The organism is Kothea flammea (genome assembly GCF_052161645.1).
GTDB lineage: Bacteria > Planctomycetota > Planctomycetia > Pirellulales > Pirellulaceae > Laterigemmans.
Window position 1 is genome coordinate 4,172,009 of the sequence record NZ_CP197414.1, and the last position, 19,760, is coordinate 4,191,768.

Annotated in this window: 17 protein-coding genes and 1 tRNA gene; 12 read left to right on the forward strand and 6 right to left on the reverse strand. The window is 53.2% G+C overall.

The features are described from left to right. Positions 1-62: 62 nt before the first annotated feature. Positions 63-136 (forward strand) — tRNA-Arg (locus tag SH139x_RS15765). A 379-nt stretch (positions 137-515) separates the two neighbouring features. Continuing rightward, on the forward strand, positions 516-1,109 hold the full coding sequence (locus SH139x_RS15770) for a Uma2 family endonuclease (protein WP_488350734.1): 594 nt from the start codon (positions 516-518) through the stop codon (positions 1,107-1,109). Here the strand turns inward: SH139x_RS15770 and SH139x_RS15775 are convergent. Next, positions 1,032-1,802: an IS110 family transposase gene (locus SH139x_RS15775; protein WP_488350735.1), complete on the reverse strand. Its 771-nt coding sequence runs from the start codon at positions 1,800-1,802 to the stop codon at positions 1,032-1,034. The genes SH139x_RS15770 and SH139x_RS15775 overlap by 78 nt on opposite strands. 165 nt (positions 1,803-1,967) lie before the next feature. On the opposite strand from SH139x_RS15775, the gene SH139x_RS15780 reads away from it, so the two are divergent. The 6 genes from SH139x_RS15780 (at position 1,968) to SH139x_RS15805 (ending at position 6,740) form a co-directional block, all read left to right on the forward strand. Next, positions 1,968-2,807 (forward strand): DUF3626 domain-containing protein, encoded by an 840-nt coding sequence (locus tag SH139x_RS15780; protein ID WP_488350736.1) that lies wholly within the window; start codon positions 1,968-1,970, stop codon positions 2,805-2,807. A 361-nt stretch (positions 2,808-3,168) separates the two neighbouring features. After that, positions 3,169-3,513 (forward strand): VOC family protein, encoded by a 345-nt coding sequence (locus SH139x_RS15785; protein WP_488350737.1) that lies wholly within the window; start codon positions 3,169-3,171, stop codon positions 3,511-3,513. Between the two features lie 137 nt (positions 3,514-3,650). Continuing rightward, the gene (locus SH139x_RS15790) at positions 3,651-4,022 is read left to right on the forward strand and encodes a VOC family protein (protein WP_488356029.1); all 372 of its coding nucleotides are present in this window, start codon (positions 3,651-3,653) and stop codon (positions 4,020-4,022) included. Positions 4,023-4,274: 252 nt separating this feature from the next. After that, positions 4,275-4,592, forward strand: a complete 318-nt coding sequence (locus tag SH139x_RS15795; RefSeq protein ID WP_488350738.1) for a hypothetical protein — start codon at positions 4,275-4,277, stop codon at positions 4,590-4,592. A 1,055-nt stretch (positions 4,593-5,647) separates the two neighbouring features. Further along, a complete protein-coding gene (locus tag SH139x_RS15800) occupies positions 5,648-6,217 on the forward strand; it encodes a hypothetical protein (protein WP_488350739.1) in 570 nt (189 codons plus the stop codon). 133 nt (positions 6,218-6,350) lie between these two features. After that, positions 6,351-6,740 (forward strand): VOC family protein, encoded by a 390-nt coding sequence (locus SH139x_RS15805; RefSeq protein WP_488356030.1) that lies wholly within the window; start codon positions 6,351-6,353, stop codon positions 6,738-6,740. 1,393 nt (positions 6,741-8,133) lie between these two features. Here SH139x_RS15805 and SH139x_RS15810 read toward each other — a convergent pair. Next, complete coding sequence (locus SH139x_RS15810; RefSeq protein WP_488350740.1) at positions 8,134-10,122, reverse strand: calcium-binding protein; 1,989 nt, start codon at positions 10,120-10,122, stop codon at positions 8,134-8,136. Between the two features lie 216 nt (positions 10,123-10,338). Between SH139x_RS15810 and SH139x_RS15815 the strand changes: the two genes are divergently transcribed. From SH139x_RS15815 to SH139x_RS15830, 4 genes are all read left to right on the forward strand, one after another. Beyond that, positions 10,339-12,891: a serine/threonine protein kinase gene (locus SH139x_RS15815; protein WP_488350741.1), complete on the forward strand. Its 2,553-nt coding sequence runs from the start codon at positions 10,339-10,341 to the stop codon at positions 12,889-12,891. A gap of 114 nt (positions 12,892-13,005) precedes the next feature. Beyond that, entirely contained in the window at positions 13,006-14,058 is a 1,053-nt protein-coding gene (locus SH139x_RS15820) for an IS481 family transposase (RefSeq protein ID WP_488350742.1), read from the forward strand. Positions 14,059-14,070: 12 nt separating this feature from the next. Continuing rightward, the gene (locus SH139x_RS15825; protein WP_488350743.1) at positions 14,071-14,556 is read left to right on the forward strand and encodes an HlyD family secretion protein; all 486 of its coding nucleotides are present in this window, start codon (positions 14,071-14,073) and stop codon (positions 14,554-14,556) included. After that, positions 14,557-15,297, forward strand: a complete 741-nt coding sequence (locus SH139x_RS15830; RefSeq protein ID WP_488350744.1) for an HdeD family acid-resistance protein — start codon at positions 14,557-14,559, stop codon at positions 15,295-15,297. Between the two features lie 39 nt (positions 15,298-15,336). Here the strand turns inward: SH139x_RS15830 and SH139x_RS15835 are convergent, their stop codons facing one another. The 4 genes from SH139x_RS15835 to SH139x_RS15850 form a co-directional block, all read right to left on the reverse strand. After that, positions 15,337-16,170: an integrase core domain-containing protein gene (locus SH139x_RS15835; protein ID WP_488350745.1), complete on the reverse strand. Its 834-nt coding sequence runs from the start codon at positions 16,168-16,170 to the stop codon at positions 15,337-15,339. After that, positions 16,124-16,573, reverse strand: a complete 450-nt coding sequence (locus SH139x_RS15840) for a hypothetical protein (protein WP_488350746.1) — start codon at positions 16,571-16,573, stop codon at positions 16,124-16,126. Before SH139x_RS15840 ends, SH139x_RS15835 begins: the two co-directional genes overlap by 47 nt. 10 nt (positions 16,574-16,583) lie before the next feature. Next, a complete protein-coding gene (locus SH139x_RS15845; protein ID WP_488350747.1) occupies positions 16,584-18,242 on the reverse strand; it encodes a sulfatase family protein in 1,659 nt (552 codons plus the stop codon). 121 nt (positions 18,243-18,363) lie between these two features. Beyond that, positions 18,364-19,746, reverse strand: coding sequence for a DUF1501 domain-containing protein (locus SH139x_RS15850; protein ID WP_488350748.1), 1,383 nt, complete (start codon positions 19,744-19,746; stop codon positions 18,364-18,366). Positions 19,747-19,760 lie beyond the last annotated feature (14 nt).

A 19,760-nucleotide genomic window follows, 5' to 3' on the forward strand; every position in this document is an offset into this window, starting at 1 on the left:
ACGGAGGGGTGATTGACGCAAGCAATGAACTGAGATCAAAATTGGCGTGAGAGTAGTACCAAGCGCCCGTGGCACAATTGGATAGCGCGTCGGCCTCCGGAGCCGAAGGTTACAGGTTCGAATCCTGTCGGGCGTACTCTTTTCAATTTGCGAACCAAGGCGACCACGCCGGTTCGCTCTCGCTGCTGGGGCGGCCCGCGTCGCCCGGACCGTGAAAAACGCCCGTTTTTTGCAGTGTGAAAGCATCTTCGAGACTCTCGCGTCGTTTTCCTTGCCCGACCGCGGCGACGACTTGCGGGCCGCGATCGGCTAAATCTCGCCGAGACTATCACGCTCTCTCGGTTTCGTCGCGCTCTAAGTTCATTCACCGGATGCTTCCGACCCTCCGAGACGAACGTCAAACGAGCACGCCCGGGTTAACAGGTGGCGGATGTCAAACGGGGGCCAGACGCAACGATTTTCGGTTACAATCTCAAAATCGAAATTACGTTCTGCCCGTTTCAGGAACGCCCCCAATGTCGACTGTCCCCAAGCCGTATGTCACCCCCGAAGAATACCTAAATCGCGAGCGGAAGGCTGAGTTTCGGTCGGAGTACTTTCGGGGCGAGATGTTCGCCATGGCAGGTGCCTCGGCTAATCACAATTTGATCGTGGGCAACTGCATACAGACCCTCGGCCAGCAGCTCAAGAAAAAACCTTGCCGAGTCTATCCGAGCGACTTGAAGCTCCGCATCGAAGCGACCGGCTTGTTCACTTACCCGGACCTGTCGGTCGTTTGCGGCGATCCGCAACTTGAATCCGATGCGGGCGATGTGTTGCTCAACCCGGTCGTGCTCGTCGAAGTCCTGTCGGATTCCACCGAGGCCTACGACCGCGGCAAGAAGTTCGAACATTATCGAACGATCCCCAGTCTGATGCACTACGTTTTGATCGCTCAAGACCGACACTCGATCGATTGCTTCACACGCAGCCCCGATGGAAGTTGGCGTTTGACGAGTTGTCAGGGTTTAGATGGCAAGGTGGAGCTAGCGTCAATTGAAAGCCAACTCGCCGCGACTGAAGTCTACGACAAAGTCGTCTTCAGTGAACAAGCAACGGACGAAAAATAAGTGGCGGCGAGTTTCAGTCGCTGGGATCGTCATCAGGCGTCGGATTCGAGCATCTTGTTTACCGATCGCTTCGAGCTTTTTGACAACAGTGTTTAACTGGTCGGAGAGCGAATCGAGAATGGTAAGTTCGATATCAAGCTCGCCTCGCCATAGTTCATCAGGTGCACACTCATACAGCGGTTTGCGAAAGGAATTAATACGTTCCCGCCCAGTGTGCCAGGCTTTGTCGCCTCGATCAATCTCAACACCCTGGTTGACGAACCAAGCACGAATCGTATTTTTGGACTTATTGATACGTCCGTCGAGCGTTTTACGGTACTTAACCAAGGAACGAAATTCACGATGCGTCGCCGTCAGCATATGGACTGGCTGCAACTCGTCCGAAGCGGCCATGCGAGCCAGTTTTCGAGCATCGTCCTTGTCGGGCTTTCGCTTGACATTGGACCACTTCCAGGCTTCTTCGTTCGTGGAACAGACGATGGTTTTGATTTCCATGCTCTCTGCTAGAGCACTTACCCAACCAGAGGGGCCGCATGCTTCCATCACGAGCAGGTCGAACGAGTGAGTCTTAAAAACAGTTTCGAGATAGCCGCGATTGGTAGCGGCGTTGAGGAAAGTGTGCGTTCGAGTTTCGGTATCGAAGGAACAGCACATGGTGTTGAATTTTCCGAGATCAAGAGCGAGAATGATCATAGTTCTGATCCTTGGGGTTTGGTGGGTGGTTTCAATGTGACAGACAGGATCCAACTGTCGTGATCACTAGTCCGAGTCACCAGCATTTTTGGCAAGCGACTCCCACCTGCCAAACCTTGGACTTACATGGATTCTTTCGTCGACGAAACATTGAAAAGACTTTTCATGTGGACGCCACTTCCTGGATCAGCAGAGGCTGGTGCTCTATCCGCTATTGCCGGGTGTGCGTCTGGACCGTCGATTGACCTTACGTCTCGCGTAACGGTTAATTTCCACCCAGACCGCAAAGCTGGCGATTTATCGTTACTTCAGGTTCTGGCAGAAGATGGGGTACTACGATCCCAGTTCGAAACCCGGACCAGCAATGGCGGCTTGACCGCATTCGAAGGTGGTGCCCGTTGGCGATGGGAGAGTCGGATATTCTCCGGCGTGTATGACATCGAGTTACCATCCCGGCGACCGAAGTACGGTGCGCTCAATCACCGGCGGCGATCCGTGGGTGGATCTCCACGATTCGGCTCCTCCCATTTCAGACTTTCTCCTCACGTACTAGATCGAACCACGTTCTGTTACCCGGACAGCTTTTTTGAACCGACGAATTTTGGAAACGCCTCAAACATGGGACTGATTGATGCGTGCGAATCCGACGACTGCGACGAACTTGATCGCTACATTGAGGCGCATGTGCATGGCCCGGTGTCCCTGTTACAGGACGTCGAAGCACTGGTGCTGGACGAATGCTATCGCGGAACGCAAGTGTCAGTCGATGCGATGAAATTGCCGGTTCGTGTTGAATGGCACTGTGGTTTTCGCGTCTCGATCGGCACCATTCGTCAATTTCCAGATTATCGTGGTGAAACGATTGTAAAATTGGCTGAAACCCTCGCCGTTGACGGCTGGATCACGCCAGCAATCATAGGTATGGCGGTGGCATCCGAAGATTACTCGTACGACGATCTCAAGAAAGTCTGGCATTACGTGGCTCGGTTCGCGATAATCGATTAAGGGTGTCGGCAAGCAATAAACCACAAATCTGATTGTGCTCAGCCAAATGCCGACGAACAGAAAATGCACGCGAGTTGCGGATCGCGGGTTTCCAGATGGTGAGTCACTTGGCCGCAACCGCGTAATTTTAGGCGTTCGTCGCCACCCGCTGAAACGTGCCGTTATTTGGAAAGAATTCCATGCATAGACTTACTCGTCGAAACGTACTCCGAACCGGGGTTGCACTTGCGATCCCGCCGGGGATGGTGACGCTGATCAACGGCTGCAATCAATCTAGCACGGATACAACTCAGCAGGCGAAGTCCAATGATAAGTTGAACCCTGAAACTCAAAAGTCAATCCGCTTGAGGGAGGAGAACCGATGAAAATCCAATATCTTGAGATTGTGACACCGGAAGTCGATGCCTTGTGTCGTCAATACTCAACAATCTATGACATTGCCTTTAGTGAACCCGATGCCCACCTTGGTGGTGCTCGCACCGCGAAACTGGATGGCGGCGGCTTGATCGGCATTCGCGGAGCTTTGCGTGATACGGAAACACCGGTCGTGCGGCCGTACGTGCTTGTCGATGACATCAAAGCAGCTGTCGCGTTTGCCGCTGAAGCGGGAGCCGAAATCGCGATGCCACCAATGGAAATTCCTGAACATGGCATGTTCGCGATTGTTATCCACGGTGGCATCGAGTGTGGGTTTTGGCAAAATTAATGCCCCCGACGACGGCCACATAATCACGTGGTGCACCGAAGTCGGACCTGCGCGATTATTCGGCCATCACAACGTCCACCATTCCGACTCGGTGACCACCACAGTTAGTCTTCACAATCCACACCAAGGAAAACATGATGCAACTCGGCGCGTTTTCGGTCAGTTTGGCCGTCAAAGATATTGAGGTATCGCGAAGGTTTTACGAAAAACTTGGGTTCAAGGAGTTCGCTGGGGAAGCCTCGCAGAACTGGCTAATTTTGAAGAATGGCGATAATGTGATCGGACTGTTTCAGGGGATGTTCGATAAGAATTTGCTTACTTTCAATCCCGGCTGGGATCAGGACGCTCAGAAGCTTGACGACTTCACGGACGTTCGGGAGCTTCAGCGGCAACTCAAGGCAAAAGGTGTCGTGATGCAAACAGAAGCAGATGAGACATCCACTGGTCCTGCGAGTTTTGTTGTCGTGGATCCTGACGGCAATCCAATTTTGATCGATCAGCACGTTTGATGAATCGTCGCGTCGACCACCTAAACAGGCCGACGTAACCATGCGGTGAACGGGAGCCGCTGGTGACCCAGATTTTGAAAGCATAGTTTTTTGGCGGCGGCCCCGTTACCGCAGACGTTCGCCAGTCAGACGCATTCTTACGATTTTGCCTTCAGTTTTTTTCAATCGGATAATTCTTAATCTATGGAAAACGCCTACAAACCACCGACGCCCACACCCGTCTAGTCGAACGCGCCTTTTGCTTCACGGAAAATGAAGATTGTCAGGGGCATAACTGTCACGACTGCAGTGCTTGCTTTACTTACGTTTTCCTTTGCTGCCTTCATGTTGATCCCACAAGCTTTGCGTTACTCTTCGGAAGCGGCGGCGCTTCCCCCGCGCGCACAACCAGGTCACTACGCCATTGCTCGCGCGAGCGGTATCGCCGGTGCTACTGCCATTGTCGGTGTCATCTTGAGCACTATCAGTATTATCTTTACCATTCGTCGCCGCGTTGTTCTGCCAATTGTCTTGCTCGGCATTTCCATTATTGCAATGGTTGCGGTTGCCATTATTTTTAAACCCGCGTGACACCGCCATGCAGTTTTCATCTAAAATGAACCTTTCTTGGTTTCGTTGGTAATAGAATTTTGGGTAGGTCTCTGGGTCATTAACTCTGGTCTTGAGTCTTACTGATCGACTTGGCGAATCAAGCAATGCACGTGCGGACTGGCAAGGTCTGATTGACAAGCGGGGGTAGAGCCCGCCTGGGTAAGTGTTAGCCGCACGCCCAGTATCGAGTTTTGCAGCCGAAGCATAAGGGACCTAAGTAGCTATCTGTTTCTGTTCAAGCAGTACCCTCCCCGAGAGCATCCGTTGAAGCGTAAACAGAAAGGTAGTGAGGATGAACGGATCGCAGGTAGCCCTGTGACTGTGAACGGGATTAGCTCCGAAATTTTGTAACTGTTGGATCCTGTCCAAGGCTTGTGCATTCCCCAAGGCAATACTTTACACCGCGATTATGGCGAGCTGTGTGAAGAGACCCGGAGTCGGCGCCCCATTCGTGCAGCACATGATGTCAATCAGGCAACCAGTGACACCCTGAGGTTCTTAATCGAACCCAAACATCCCAGTCTGAACGGTTGAGTATGTCTAAGAAGTCGAATCAGCGACGAAGACAAACGACTCTCAGGGGATCGGACAGCCGAATAGTACCGCAGCCAGCCGAAGGCCAATCGGAAGGCGAAAAGCCGGGGAATGCCGGTGTAGGGAAGGCGGCTGGGATATCACGCGAGCAAGACCGAGCACCGCCCGTACTCAGTGACGGAACCTCGGTGCTAACTCGGCTGGACCGCAGCCTTGTTGTCGCGTTGGAGTTGCAGGATCAGGCGACCATTGTTTTCTCTTCGCGTAAACCAGCGCGGAGCTTGATGCCGATGGCGTGTGACGCGTCCATTTGCGGGGATGATTCCAAATGAGATCTGGGAGCCGGATGCTGGAAAGCCGCACGTCCGGATCTACGATGGGCCGGAGATCAATGAGGTGTTAAGCGACTGAGTTGCGGGCACCACCCAAGTACCGGATGGCAAACAGGGGAACGGAAGCTTATCATCAAAGAGATCCCGGCCTGCTCACCGGGAGCGGCGATGGCGAACGTGCTTTCAGTGGCAAATCCCTCGTCGCCGCCCCGTCATCGCAGGCGTTCGCCCGCTTACTTCAGGGAAAAAATGCCGCAGCGACTTTCCAATGTCCCCTTAGCCGATCTCGTCCCCGAAACCAAGCTTTGGAATGACGGCCGCGGCATCGATCTTGAGACCTTCGCAGCCTACCACGGCTCGTTTGAACTTGCTATCGCGTTTGGGGAGCTCTTCTGGCCAGCATTCTTTGAATTTGAACACTGCGTTTTTCGGGGCACAGGTCCCAACGAAGATTTCATGAAGGCGTACGCCCATAATATGCGGTTCCTAAAGAATGATGCACAAGCTGTCGAGGTGCTGCATAACCATTTGCACATTTGGGATTTGTTCCCGGTCGGGGCGGGTGATCCTCAGCCCACTCGTAATCAATGTTTGTACTTAGCCAGACTGCTGCGTGAACTCTGGGAATCGAAGCTTTCCCGCGACTTTCCTGATCGTACTTTTTGCGTTACCGTAAACGAAGAGGGTGCCGCGGAAGCTGAAGGCGACTATCAGCTTACGTTCTGTCAATCGCGATAGGGCGGCGAACCATCCGATGCAACCGAGTCGCGGTAGCAGGGCGTTTCGAAGTGGAAGATTAACCGCCGCGACCGGCTGATCGGTAACAATATCCGACTGGACAAACTCCTCACCACATTTTCACTGTTGCCTGATAGCTATGCCCGAATTCAAGGCCGCGTTTCCATATCAGACTGACGTTCTCGCATTACCTGTCGCTGACATTTCGGTTGCGTCGGACTGGTATTGCCAACACTTCGGCATGGAAGAGGTGCGACGCACTTCCGAACCCGTCCCAACTGTCATTCTCCAACGCGATGGAACAGAGATCGGTTTTGCCGAGAATGCTGGCGATGCCTCGCAGGATGGTGCTGCGATTCTCGTATCCGACATTCACGAGATCAAACGCGAGTTGGATGCTAACGGCACGACAACTGGGGATTTCCGCACTGACGATCGTGACGGCGAATCGTACACTGTATTCTTCGTCGTCGCACCGGATGGATTGTGCTACTACTTTCACGAACCACAAAACGGCGGATAACCAAGCGATTGACGCGGAGCCGCCGACAGCGCGATTAGGAGTGGATGATCGGCCTCGGCGACCCGGTCATCGCAATTCGTTCTGCAGCAACAGTAACATCATTCCAAGGCTCGACTGATGTCCCTGCCGGGCCAAGTATTCGCGGTCCGACACGTGCTCAACAGTCTGCCTTATAATCGTCGGCCAATCATCAAGAATTCGGGCGACAGACCGATCGTAGCGAGAAGAGAATGGATCGGAAACAGAAATATGTGCTTGGCAATATCCTCTCTGTCATTGGAGCGGGTATTGTCGTAGCCGCATGTCGGAATCTCGAACTGGTTGAGGGGATAGTGCTCGGTGCTGCAACCGTCGTTCTCTTTCTGGGGGCACGAATGTCAGCGACCGCCAAGGCCAAGTCTTGTGCTGGCGATCCGAATTAACAACTGCGGCGAGATGTTGCAGAACAATCGCGTTGAAAAATCGCGTTGAACGTGCGGACTGGCAAGGTCTGATTGACAAGCGGGGGGAGATCCCGCCTGGGTAAGTGCTAGCCACACGCCCAGTATCGAGTTTTGCAGCCGAAGTATAAGGGCCCTAAGAAGCTATCTGTTTGATTGTTTCAGACAAACCCTCCCCGAAAGCATCGGTTGAAGCGTAAACAGAACGGTAGCGAGGATGAGTGGATTGCAGGTGGCCTTGTGACCGTTAACTGAGAATTCTCTAAAACTAGCCTAAAAAGGGCGTAGAATCACCTCTTCTGAGGTGGCCCTGCTTGTGAGCGGGGCCAGGATGACGCACATGGAAATTGTCCGAAGTCGTTTTTAGGCAATAAGTTAGATGCGCGAGAAGATTTTTGCGCAATTCCGAAGAGCGTTGTGTACGGGGAGCTTTCTCAGTTTTCTTGGAAACGAGCGACAAACCAGTAAACGCCCGCGGCCCAGCATGGTCCCGCGGGCGTTTGTCGTTTCTACCCGCGTTTTGCGGCACGTTAGCCGGCCCCCTCGCCGCCAGGCGCGCTCTCGGTTCTCTTACCGAAAACAGTTCCCCGAGACCAGAATCGGGAGTTGGCTTCGGGCTATCGACAACCCGGGCTGAGAACTCTCCGAGTCTCTGTTTGGTCGGCAACAGCGGTTAACAGGAGCCATCCACCCGGGAATGAAATGAAGGGGCCAAAGCACGCTTAGCGTGAGCAGGGTACAACGGTTGCGCTCGAGACGCCGAGATCTTTGGCCTCTGTACCTTTGGCCTCTGTACCAATGCGTGGTCGGAGATGCTTTGGAATGCAGGAATCTCGTTCCGTGGACGGATTGTGGTCCACTCGAAGAAACGGGACCGCGATGCCCAAGACGTCGCCGGTTCGCGCCACGCAACGTTCAGCATGAGGCCTATATTCCGCTACAAATCGTCCGGACTATGCTGAAGTAGACAGGGTGAGAGAAAACTGTCCCTCCTCGCTAGACACGCCGAATGTCGCGACATCGGCCACACCAGATTGATAGTATTTTTCAATCACTGAATGCTTAATCGCCGTCCAGCTGGTCTTCCAGTTACCGCCATCATTCCAGATTTGTACCTCGTATGCACCGAGCAAATCATCCGGTCGCTTGGCGGTCGATTCCAAAACACTCAACACGGTATCCGTCGCCGAAAACGCAAGCGGAACACAATTCAAATGCGTGATGCAATTGAACGTATCCATCGCCAATGCTGGCAGTGTCTTGAACGCTGACCATAGTGCTTCGCCAAACGCACTGTCTTTGTCGTACATCGTTACCAGCAGTTGCACGGACTCACCGTCTTGTAGCTCCCCCGACCACAGTGTCACGTTTGAGATTTGGTCGCGTGATGCCAGCTTCCAATGGGTTTCATGGTAAGGAGTGATCTTTGTGTGAGCAGCGACACGGCCAGGGCTCAACTCCGTCACTTCGAAAAAGACTTCACTTGCCGAACTGAATGCGGCACCGTCGGAAGTTTTGATCGCGGTGAGTGTATCGACGGAAAGTCTTGTTGATAACGTCTTTTCCACCCAGTCTTCGTCCGTTGCATCCAGTACGTGGTCCCGCCCCGCCCCTGTATCAATTACATCTGCCCCTGGCCCACCGACGATGAAATCAACCCCGGCGTTTGCTTCGATCAAGTCTTCTCCAGCGCCACCGAAAATGTAATCCGTTCCCCCGGCACCGTAGATTGAGTCATTTCCTTGTTCGCCGAAAAGGTAATTGTTGCCGTGGACTCCGTAGATCTGGTCATCGCCACTCCCACCAAGCACCACGTCACTACCGGGCGCCCCAAAGAGCGAATCACCGTATAGGCGATCGTTGCCACTTCCACCATGAATCAGGTCATTTCCGTCGTTACCCCAGATTTCATCAGCACCTGCGCCACCATCGATTGCATCATCTCCATCTCCGCCGGCGGCGTAGTCGGAACCCGCACCGCCGAAAATTTCATCTGATCCGAGTCCCCCGAGAAGCCGATCTTTTCCCTCGCCACCTTGTAAGAAGTCGTTACCGTTGCCCCCTTTGATGAGATCGCGTCCAGCTCCACCAAGCAATCGATCGTCGCCTCGACCACCATCGAGCGTATCACCGCCTTCTTGACCACGGATCAGATCATTATCGTTGCCGCCGTACAATCGATCCGAGCCATTACCTCCGTCCAGCTCATCGTCGCCACCCTGGCCGCGCAAGACATCTCGGCCGTTTCCACCGAATAGTCTGTCATGACCGCTCGCGCCGAAGATGGAATCGCCCCAGAGCGTGTCGTTGCCTCCTTCACCTCGCAGCAGGTCATCTCCCGCGTCACCGAAGACCACATCCGCTCCGTCTCCTGCAAAGACGTAGTCGTTTCCCGCGCCCGCGAAAATCCGATCGTCTCCAGCTCCTCCATATATTGTGTCACGTCCGGCACCACTCATCAGCCGATCGGCACCGTCGCCTCCGTAGAGTCCATCGTTTCCCTCACCACCGATCAATTGGTCGTTCCCTGGGCCGCCAACCAGCACATCGTCTCCAATGCCACCTCGCAACTGATCCATTCCGTCGCCACCATAGATCAGTGAATCCCCATCGCCGCCAAGCAGGATATCCGAGCCTCCGTTTCCGTAAATTGCGTCAACAATCGCCGTCCGGTTTTCGAAACGGTCCGATGATGCGCTTCCTTCGAAGTGAATGGAATCGATGGAATCCATCGGAAAAGCTTTCGCCGTTGACCAGAACCCCAATCGTTCCTGGACGATTATTTGATCGACTCGCTGGTAGACAATAATTTGGCTGGGAGCCGGGCCGGCATCGATCCGCAATACACCCTCGTCGACGACTGCTCCAGCATGCATCATTTGTCGAGCTTCACATTGCTCAAAGGTCAACCTTCGCTTCCGCAGGTGGCTTTGTTGTTTCATCGGTAGATAGCTCCGTGTAAAGAAAGACTTGTCCACCCTGCTCCTAGTGATTCGCCCGGAAAACACGACACAGATTTTCCACGTGACGCGAAAAGAAATTTTATTTGCAAATCTAGTAGAATTGTGACACCTCGTGCATCCGCTCTTCGAGTTTCAACGATAGACGGTTGCGTGTGCAGTCCGAATCCAATCCACTGGCGCCTCGAGTTCAAGCGAATGGAAGAAAATAAAAATCGGCTATCGACTGCTCAGCGAGAGCAATTGGATCGGATTGCCGACGAGTTTGAGCACCAGCTTCAAACCGGAGGGAGTCCTGGAATCGAAACTCACGTTCGCGACTACTCCGACCTCATGCCGGAGTTGCTGCTGGAACTGATCACGGTCGAACGAGAGTATCGGGTTGGTCACAGTTTGGAGGAGTACCAACGACGCTTCCCGAGTTACGCGGAGGTGATCGACCGACGGTACGGCGAAACCAAAGAGATGTTGCATTCAACGGAGGAAGCTGGCACCGAACCAGAATCCCGAGAATGGATTGACCAGTACAAAATCCTTCAGCCAATCGGCAAGGGCGGGATGGGCCAAGTGTTCATGGCGGAGCAACAACTCCCAGTGAAACGGCGGGTCGCGATTAAAGTCATCAAATCGGAGTTCCCGACCAGAGAGATCCTGGCTCGGTTCGAAGCCGAAAGGCAAGCACTCGCGATGATGGATCATCAAAACATCGCCAAAGTCTTGGATTGCGGGACAACGGCCGGCGGTCGCCCGTACTTTGCCATGGAACTGGTAAGGGGAATCCCGATCACCAGCTACTGCGATCAAAACAAGCTGTCGACGCGCGAACGTTTGGTACTGTTTTCCCAAGCGTGCCGCGCGATCCAGCATTCCCATCAAAAAGGTGTTGCCCACCGCGACATCAAGCCATCAAACATTCTCGTGACGCATTACGACGGCCAACCGGTCGTAAAGGTCATTGACTTTGGCTTGGCAAAAGCCGTCTTTGAGCAAACGAAATTAACTGATCGAACTCTCTTCACACGATTCGGCCAAGTCGTCGGCACGCTGGAATACATGAGTCCGGAACAGGCCGAGTTCAATGCTTTGGATGTTGATAGTCGAACAGATATCTACTCCTTGGGTGTTTTGCTGTACGAACTGCTGACCGGATGCACTCCCTTAGGTAAAGAGCGGTTGAAGAGTGAGGCGTTGGATCGAATCCTTTACCTGATTCGCGAAGAGGAGGCACCACGCCCGAGTACGCGTTTGAGCAAATCAGACGACGGCGGGTTTGGCGTCTCCATGCAGCGACAGACCAACCCGAGCCGGCTGACATCGATCTTGCGTGGCGAATTGGACTGGATCGCCATTAAGGCACTGGAGAAAGATCGTACTCGCCGCTACGCGACCGCGGAAGCACTGGCTGAAGATATCACGCGTTTCTTGAATGACGATCCGATCGAAGCGCGTCCCCCTAGTCTTTCCTATCGTCTTCGTAAGACAGCTCATAAATATAAGGCGACTTTTGCCACCGGTGTGGCCATCCTTTCGCTGTTGATCGTCGCTTTGGTCGCGACGACACTCCTGTGGATTCGAGCGAGAGACTCAGAAGCTCGCTACGCTGACGCCAACGCCCAGACGCAGCAAGAAATGCGTCGAGCAGAACAGGCGAGACAAGTTGCCGAGGAAGCTGAGGAGTCGGCCAGAGCACTTGCCGGAGAACTCGAAGAAACTTTAGCAAATCACAATGCCGCACGAATCACTTCGGCGATCACCGTAGGTAATTTTCACGAAGCACGCCAAGCATTTGAACAGCATTTTGGTGGGGAATCGACGGTGGCCCCGATAGTTTCCACACGCGTGGCGCAAAGGATTCTTTTTCCTGGCCACAAGACCTGGTTTCACGGTGCCAGTCTCGACGAGCTCGTTGCCGACTACGACGGCATCGATGAAGTCAAAGCGTATGCGGAGGGATTGAAAACCTACACTGGGCTATCGCAGGACGAATTCCGCTGGTGGTCTCCGCAAAGTGAAGTATTAGCAATTCCCAAAGAGGACAGAATTGATGTATTCCGCGGTGATGGTCCTGAGTTGATTGATCGTTTGATCGAGTTTGATCAAAACGAGTATCGCCAAGAGTTGGAGAAGCATCGCGATGAGTTGGAGAAGCCTCAGATGAGTTCTCTGGACCTTTCTGAGAATCCTTTTGAGGCACTTCGAGAATCGGAGTCAAATGCCGCATCGCAAGAGGCGTCGCTACCACTCCGCGACAAACCGAAGTTTGTGAGTTTCTCCCCCAACGGAACAACACTGGTGGTCGCTTTCGAAAATGCTTGGAAATCTGAAGAAGCTAGGTTCGAGGTTCGCTGTTTTGATATTAGCAGCCAAGAGGTCCTTTGGACAATTAAGAGGGAGCGTATCGATTGTCTTGAACACGTTGGGAGATACGTCGCGATCTCAGCTGATGAAGACTATGACGGCGATCGAATTGAGCTCTTGGATCCTGCAAGCGGCCAATCCAAGCGAATAATCTCGGACTATCGTAGACCGATTCGACATGGCCTGTGCTTCACTCGCACCTTGACCGTCACCGACGACTCCAAACTAATCGGTCTGCTGAGCTCCGGCCAAGTGTGGGAACTGTCATTGCTAGGCGACAATAAACGACAATTGATCGAACAAGAAATTGCGTTGGGAGAGTTTCAGCGTTCCATGGATCCGGGGATTGCCTTTGATTCCCAATTCATGTGTAGAAAATTAGACTTGATCTGACACTCACCATTGGATAGAGGAAGGCATTGCCGGTTGCTAGCTGCACGAAGGGAGCGCAGCGACCGGAGTAAAGCTAGCAACCGGCGGTCAACCTCGCAGGACGGGAGTGTCGAAATGACGAACGAACGGAAGATCATTCAGAATAAGATCGGGATGCTTAAGCTGGCCGAAAGGTTAGGGAATGTGTCGGAGGCCTGCAAGGTCTTTGGTTACTCCAGGGACAGTTTTTATCGCTTCAAGGATCTATATCAAACAGGGGGCGAGGAGGCTCTCAAAGAGATTTCCAAGAAGAAGCCTGTGGTCAAGAACCGCGTCGATCCAGCCGTTGAAGAAGCGGTTCTCAAAATGGCTTTTGAGAAGCCCGCCCATGGTCAGGTTCGGGTAAGCAACGAGCTAAAAAAGCACGGGCATTTGGTGTCACCTGGTGGCGTACGAAGCATCTGGTTGCGAAACGGTCTTGAGACCTTCAAGAAGCGACTCAAAGCGCTTGAAGCGAAAGTCGCGCAAGATGGCGGCGTGCTCACGGAGGAACAAGTGGTTGCTCTTGAGAAAGCTAAGCTCGAAAAGGAAGCTCATGGTCAAATTGAAACAGAGCATCCCGGGTATTTGGTGGCGCAAGATACTTTCTATGTCGGCACCATTAAAGGCGTGGGAAGGATCTATCAGCAGACTGTTATCGATACGTATTCTCGAGTCGCATTTGCGAAGCTATATGATCGCAAGAATGCGTTGGTAGCTGCCGATATGCTTAATGACCAAGTGGTTCCGTTCTTCGAAGGAGAAGGGGTTTCGTTGCTACGCATGCTCACCGATCGAGGCACTGAATACTGTGGCAATCGAGAGCATCATGAGTATCAACTCTACATGGCTCTCGAGAACATCGATCACACCAAAACCAAAGCTAGAAGCCCTCAAACCAACGGTATCTGCGAACGGTTTCACAAGACGATGCTTCAGGAGTTCTACCAGATCGCGTTTCGCAAAACGCTCTATGAATCCATCGAGCAGCTCCAAGCGGATGTCGATGAATGGATGCGGAGTTACAACGAAGAACGACCACATAGCGGAAGATTCTGTTTCGGGAAGACTCCGAGACAAACTTTCGATGACTCGAAGAAACTGGCCGAACAGAAAATGCTCGACCAGCTCTTACAGCCCAGTGCGTAATCTGGGTAAAACATGTCAGATCAAGTTCTGGCTACTACACCTGCCGATGGCTACATCACCAACTTGCAGGTCCGACCCGGGCTTTTGGTCAGCGCCTCGAGCGGTCCGGTCATGACTTTCGTTCGTGATCCGACAGCTTCTTCCGATGGAATCGTCGTCGCCACATTTGCAGAGAAGAACTTCTTGCGAATTCAACCAGGACAGTACGCCGAAGTCGCAATGGACGGTTATCCGGGGGAGATTTTGACCGGCCGCGTGATGAACACGATCGACGTCTCAGGGGCGGGGCAGCTTGACGCGACTGGACGGCTTCCCACTTCGATTATCAATGGAACACCCACTCAGTTCGCAGTAAGAATCCAGCTGGATGACTCCGACCGCCGTTTGCCCGGGGGCGCTCGAGGTCAAGCTGCCATCTTCACCCAGGATGTGCAGATCGCCGGAATTCCAGTAATGTTCCTCATTCGTGCCAAGAGTTGGATGAACTATCTCTATTAGTTGGCAATCAAGATTAAAACGTCAAGGCCGAGCCTCTGTTTGAGGGTCGCGCTACTACGCTCGATTTATGACATCAACCACTTCCTCTTATGGACTGATAAGCTTGTGACAAACGACACAACCAAGAAGGCAAAAAAGATCGCTGCAAAGGCACGTGGTAAAGCCCATGATGCGGTGTGCAGCCTCTGGTGGTGGCTCTTGTTAAGAGGCATTGCGTTGGTTGCACTGGCGGTCTGTGCGTTGGTTTGGCCACAAAAGACCGTCGGTTTACTCGTCAAGATCTTAGGGATCTACCTGATCATCGACGGGCTGTGGGCAAGTGTCACCTACGCGCTTTCGAAAAAGAAAGATCATGGTCTGTTAGTGGGTGCGGTCGGCCTATTGGTCGGCGCGATATTGCTGTTCTGGACTGATGTCAGTGGTCGCGTTTTCATGACCATTATCGGAATATGGGCAGTGCTCCAGGGCCTGGGGCTGTACTTGACGCTTCGTAAGGAAACAGAGGCCGACACCGAGGCAAGGTCACTGGTAAAATGGTTGGCACTCGGATTGGCGGTCGCTGGAGTCATACTTGTCATTTGGCCAAATAGCGGAGTAACTGCGATCGGCTGGCTAATTGCGGTGATTTCTTTGTTGGTCGGAGCGGGGATGGTGTTGATTTCGTTGAAGCTGCGTTCTGTCGGCCAACGGATCAATGCGATTGGCCGGAACCAACTACGTGATCAAGAAATCGATCTTTGACAAGCTGGCAGTGAGGAGATGCTTGCATTCTTCTTTCGGCTACGCGGCTGGCCTGTACGACTTCAGCAATCCGCCAAGTTCGGTGTGGCAGTCGATCTCGGTGGTTTTTAAGTCGATCTTGGCCAGCCAGTCGTTATCGCGTACCGGAGGCAGATGATCTTGATTCGAATGTCCACGTCGGTGATTGTACCAGTCTTGTGACACACGAAGGATGTGGTCCATATGCTGGTCGCTGACAATGCAGAAAGCGTTCAAGACCTCGTGCTTCAGTGTTTGGATTACCCGCTCCACGAAAGCCTGCAGATTCGGCGATCGCGGGCAAGTCTTCTTGATTATGCAGCCGGTTGAACGGAATACCTCATCGAAAGCGTCGATGAACTTGGTGTCTTGGTCCCGCTGCAGGATTTCGCAAGGCAGGCCTTCTTCCTGCAGATGCATCTGAAAGTTGCGGGCCTGCTGCGTCGTCCACTCGCCAGTCGGATTGATAGTGCACGGGGAGACCCAAATGCGTCGCGTCTCAACATGGATGAAGACGAGGAAGTAGAGATCGACCATGCCCTTGATTGTCCACTTTCGCTTCGATGCGAAGTCGCATTGCCACATGGTCTCGGCGTGTCGCTTGATGAACTCGGACCACGTATCAGGATGATCATGCGGCTGAGGGCCGAGGCCAGCGACGACCAGTACATTCTTCACTGTCTGGCGGGAAATATTGTGCCCCAGCCTGCGCATCGCCTGAACGATCTTGGTGTAGCCCCAGCCGGTCTCCTTTCTGATGCGGATGATCGCTTCGCTGATGCTCTCCTCGACACGCGGCCGGCCAGGTTTAGCGTCCTTTGCCTTGGGGGCTGTCGCTTGGAAATCGAAAGGCATGCGTCGAGGTGCGCAAGCCAACGGTTGGTCCGCCGCGTTCGAGGTAGCTGATGAAATGCTTCATCTGCTCCTGCGGGAATGCCTGAAAGCGAAGAAACACCACGGCCAGGTCGGCGGTATCAAGTGCTTCCATTCCGAGCATGTTCGAGTTTCCGGGAGCGATTTCCCCAGTCGTGGAGTCGACTGTAAAGAGGACGGTGCACTTGAATCCATGATGCTTCGCGAGCATCCGCCCCAGCATCGGAAGGGTTTCTTCGGAACGGTATTCGTGGTCGCCCGCAAGCAACACAATATGTTTTCCGACCCCTGGTCCCTCGTCGCCTTCATAGACAACCGGCTCGGCTTGGCATGCTGTGCCAACGAAAACCAAAACGGCGTGAATCAATAATCGTTGTATGTTCATTGCCTTACTGTCACTTCCAAGTTTGCACTGATCGGTTGTTGGCTCGGAGTTCATTCTGCCGTCGCTTCAAATACTGGTGCGAGAGTTCACGCGACTTGGCTTGGTCAGCGGCGTCATAGTCCCAAAACTCCTGGATCACCGCCTCGCAGGCCGGAAAATGACTCCCATCATCACCGACGCGCAAACGAGTCTCGGCAAGACGCTGCTTTAACTCAGCAACAAGACTCGCTTGATCGGGGTCATGAAACAGGTTTCGCGTCTCGTGTGGATCGCTTGCCAGATCGTACAGCTCCCAGCCGGGAGGTGTACGATAGCCGCCGGCGTAATTGCAGCCGTAGTAGAAGATCAACTTGTGCGTTTTTGTTCGAATACCCAGATGCGCCGGGTTATCGTGGTGTGCCATGTGCATCCAATAACGATAATAAGCTTCCTGCTTCCATTGGTCGGGTTCGACTCCGGTTTCTAAGAGCGATCGAAACGAGCGTCCCTGAACGTTTTCGGGGACCTCACCGCCGGCAAAGTCGAGCATCGTTGGCGCGAAGTCAACATTTTCGATGAGTGTTTCAAAGCGAGCCCCCGCTTTGATCGTTCCTGGCAACCGCACCAAGAACGGCATCCGCTGAGACTGCTCGTACATCCAGCGTTTGTCCTGATAGTCATGTTCACCCAACATGAATCCCTGGTCGGCTGTATAAATGATCAACGTGTTGTCCATCTGGCCGGTCTCTTCCAGATATGCGAACAAGCGACCGAGGTTGTCATCAATCCCTTTGACGCAGCGCAGAAACTTCTTCAGATAGGCGTTGTAGGCGAGACGAGTATTCTCCTCCTCGGTGAAATGGCTTGGATCGTAGTTCGCAGGAAACTCGTCGGGATAGAGCTTCGGCAGATCCTGCAAATACGAACGGCGTGGATTGCGACCACCGATCGAAGTTCCGATGTGGGGAATCAGTTCATCATCCGCACCCCGAGTGGCAATGGAGCCAAACTTCGGATCTCTTCTCCAGAGTGTTTCTGGTTCAGGGATCTCAACGTCGCGAAGGTACGTTTCGTAGCGGGCTGCATTGTCGAAATAGTCATGCGGCGCTTTGAAGTGGTGCATTAAGAAGAAAGGCTTCTCGGAGTCGCGTCCCTCTTTCAACCAATTCAGAGTGATGTCGGTAATCGCGTCCGTCACATGCTTGCCATCGGCCTTGATCAGGTTCTTGCCCCACGGCTTTTCGCCACGAACGCGACACTCCGGATTGTGGTATTCGCCTTGTCCTGGCAATACGCAGTAGTAATCAAAATCGGCCGGTTCTTCTTTCAAGTGCCATTTGCCGATCATGGCTGTCTGGTAGCCAGCCTGCTTCATTTGAATCGCCAGCATTTGCTTCCCCGGTGCAACACTTCCATCAAGATCAAAAGCGCCATTGACGTGGTTGTACTGGCCCGTCAGGACGCAGGCTCGCGATGGGGAGCAAATCGAGTTGGTGCAAAACGTGTTGGTAAACAAAGCACCTTCTTTGGCGAGTCGATCGATGTTCGGCGTGGGTGCAATTTCTGCCAGACGACCGCCGTATGCAGATATAGCGTGTGCCGCATGATCGTCTGACATGATGTAAAGAATGTTCGGCCGATCCGCAGCCAGCGTCATCGAAGCTGAGATCCAACCTAAAGTCAGGACCATAAGAAATCTTGACTTGCACACGTAATGAGAACGGGTTTTCATGAATTAGTTCGATTCGTTTCTAGGGATAAGCAGAGCAAGAGGGCGTGACTTGGCGATTTATGCAGACCGTCCCAACGGATCAGGCAATAATCTCTTTGATGACTTCGCCACCAAACTGCGACAGTTGCTTATATCGGCCTCCGTGGAAGTACGTCAGCTTGTTGTCGTCGAGTCCCAGTAAGTGAAGCAACGTGACATGAAGATCGCGAATTGGATGCACGCACTCAACCGCTGCAGACCCTAATTCGTCGGTCGCACCCACCACGCCTGGCTTGACTCCGCCACCGGCGAACAACATCGTCATCGCTTGGCTGTTGTGACCTCGTCCTAGCGAATATACTCCGCCGCGTTTGTTATTGTCTGGCGTTCGCCCAAACTCACCCGTCCAAATCACCAGCGTGTCTTCAAGCATCCCTCGCTGCTTCAAATCGCGAATCAGCGCCGCGATCGGTTTGTCGACACTCTTGATGCGAGAGGTGTGGCCGCGTTCCAAGTAATCATGACTATCCCATCCGCCACTAAAAATCTGGACAAAGCGGACGCCACTTTCGACCAGCCGTCGAGCCATCAAACACTGCCGCCCAAACACCTTTGTGTCGGCATCATCCAGTCCATACATCTCCTGAGTCTTCTGTGACTCGCTCGCTAGATCGATTACGCCCGGAACTTCAGTTTGCATGCGAAAAGCGAGCTCGTAATTCTCCATTCGGGCCGACAGCCTTTCATCCGCGTCACCGATGGTTTGCAAATGTTGTTCATTCAGCCACGCAAGCTCATCCAATGCGCGACGTTGGTGCTCGCGAGTCTTGAATCCTTGGGGTGCCAAATCCAAGATGGGCGATCCCTCAGGTCGCAATCGAGTGCCCTGGTAGTACGGTGGCAAGAATCCGTTGCTCCAGTTCGTTGGGCCGCCCTGTGGCAAAGCCAGCTCGGTCATGACAACGTAGCCAGGAAGATTTCGATTTTCGGTTCCGAGCCCGTAATTTGCCCAAGCACCGATCGCGGGGTCACCTCCCAGTCGGCTGCCCGTGTTCATGTGGAAGAGAGCTTCGGGATGATTCAGCGACTCCGCCTGGCAACCTCGGAAGTTGCAAAGCTCATCCGCAACGAAGGGATCAGCCAAGTGCTTCCACTGATCGCACATTTCAATTCCATTGCTGCCGACTTTCTGGAATTTGAACGGGCTGCCAACGAAGAACTTGAATCCAGTTTCCTGACCGAAGGCAAGTGTTGATTCCTGCTTATGAAGTCGTGAAAGTTCGGGTTTCGGGTCGAAGGTGTCCATGTGACCGGGACCACCCTCCATGAATAGCATGATCACGTTCTTCGCCTTTGCCGGAAGCATGGGCTGTTTCGGCGACAATGGCGACGATTTCACTTCGTCTGCTTGTAGCATCGACGAAAAGGCAACCGATCCGAGTGATGCGCCGAGGCTATAGATAAAGTCACGTCTTGAGTTCATTTGCTGAGTCTCGT

Excerpts from the sequence above, each read along its gene's own strand:
- SH139x_RS15770 (WP_488350734.1), top strand. The coding sequence starts at position 516 with ATGTCGACTGTCCCCAAGCCGTATGTCACCCCCGAAGAATACCTAAAT.
- SH139x_RS15775 (WP_488350735.1), bottom strand. The coding sequence starts at position 1,802 with ATGATCATTCTCGCTCTTGATCTCGGAAAATTCAACACCATGTGCTGT.
- SH139x_RS15780 (WP_488350736.1), top strand. The coding sequence starts at position 1,968 with ATGTGGACGCCACTTCCTGGATCAGCAGAGGCTGGTGCTCTATCCGCT.
- SH139x_RS15785 (WP_488350737.1), top strand. The coding sequence starts at position 3,169 with ATGAAAATCCAATATCTTGAGATTGTGACACCGGAAGTCGATGCCTTG.
- SH139x_RS15790 (WP_488356029.1), top strand. The coding sequence starts at position 3,651 with ATGCAACTCGGCGCGTTTTCGGTCAGTTTGGCCGTCAAAGATATTGAG.
- SH139x_RS15795 (WP_488350738.1), top strand. The coding sequence starts at position 4,275 with ATGAAGATTGTCAGGGGCATAACTGTCACGACTGCAGTGCTTGCTTTA.
- SH139x_RS15800 (WP_488350739.1), top strand. The coding sequence starts at position 5,648 with ATGGCGAACGTGCTTTCAGTGGCAAATCCCTCGTCGCCGCCCCGTCAT.
- SH139x_RS15810 (WP_488350740.1), bottom strand. The coding sequence starts at position 10,122 with ATGAAACAACAAAGCCACCTGCGGAAGCGAAGGTTGACCTTTGAGCAA.
- SH139x_RS15815 (WP_488350741.1), top strand. The coding sequence starts at position 10,339 with ATGGAAGAAAATAAAAATCGGCTATCGACTGCTCAGCGAGAGCAATTG.
- SH139x_RS15820 (WP_488350742.1), top strand. The coding sequence starts at position 13,006 with ATGACGAACGAACGGAAGATCATTCAGAATAAGATCGGGATGCTTAAG.
- SH139x_RS15825 (WP_488350743.1), top strand. The coding sequence starts at position 14,071 with ATGTCAGATCAAGTTCTGGCTACTACACCTGCCGATGGCTACATCACC.
- SH139x_RS15835 (WP_488350745.1), bottom strand. The coding sequence starts at position 16,170 with ATGCCTTTCGATTTCCAAGCGACAGCCCCCAAGGCAAAGGACGCTAAA.
- SH139x_RS15840 (WP_488350746.1), bottom strand. The coding sequence starts at position 16,573 with ATGAACATACAACGATTATTGATTCACGCCGTTTTGGTTTTCGTTGGC.
- SH139x_RS15845 (WP_488350747.1), bottom strand. The coding sequence starts at position 18,242 with ATGGTCCTGACTTTAGGTTGGATCTCAGCTTCGATGACGCTGGCTGCG.
- SH139x_RS15850 (WP_488350748.1), bottom strand. The coding sequence starts at position 19,746 with ATGAACTCAAGACGTGACTTTATCTATAGCCTCGGCGCATCACTCGGA.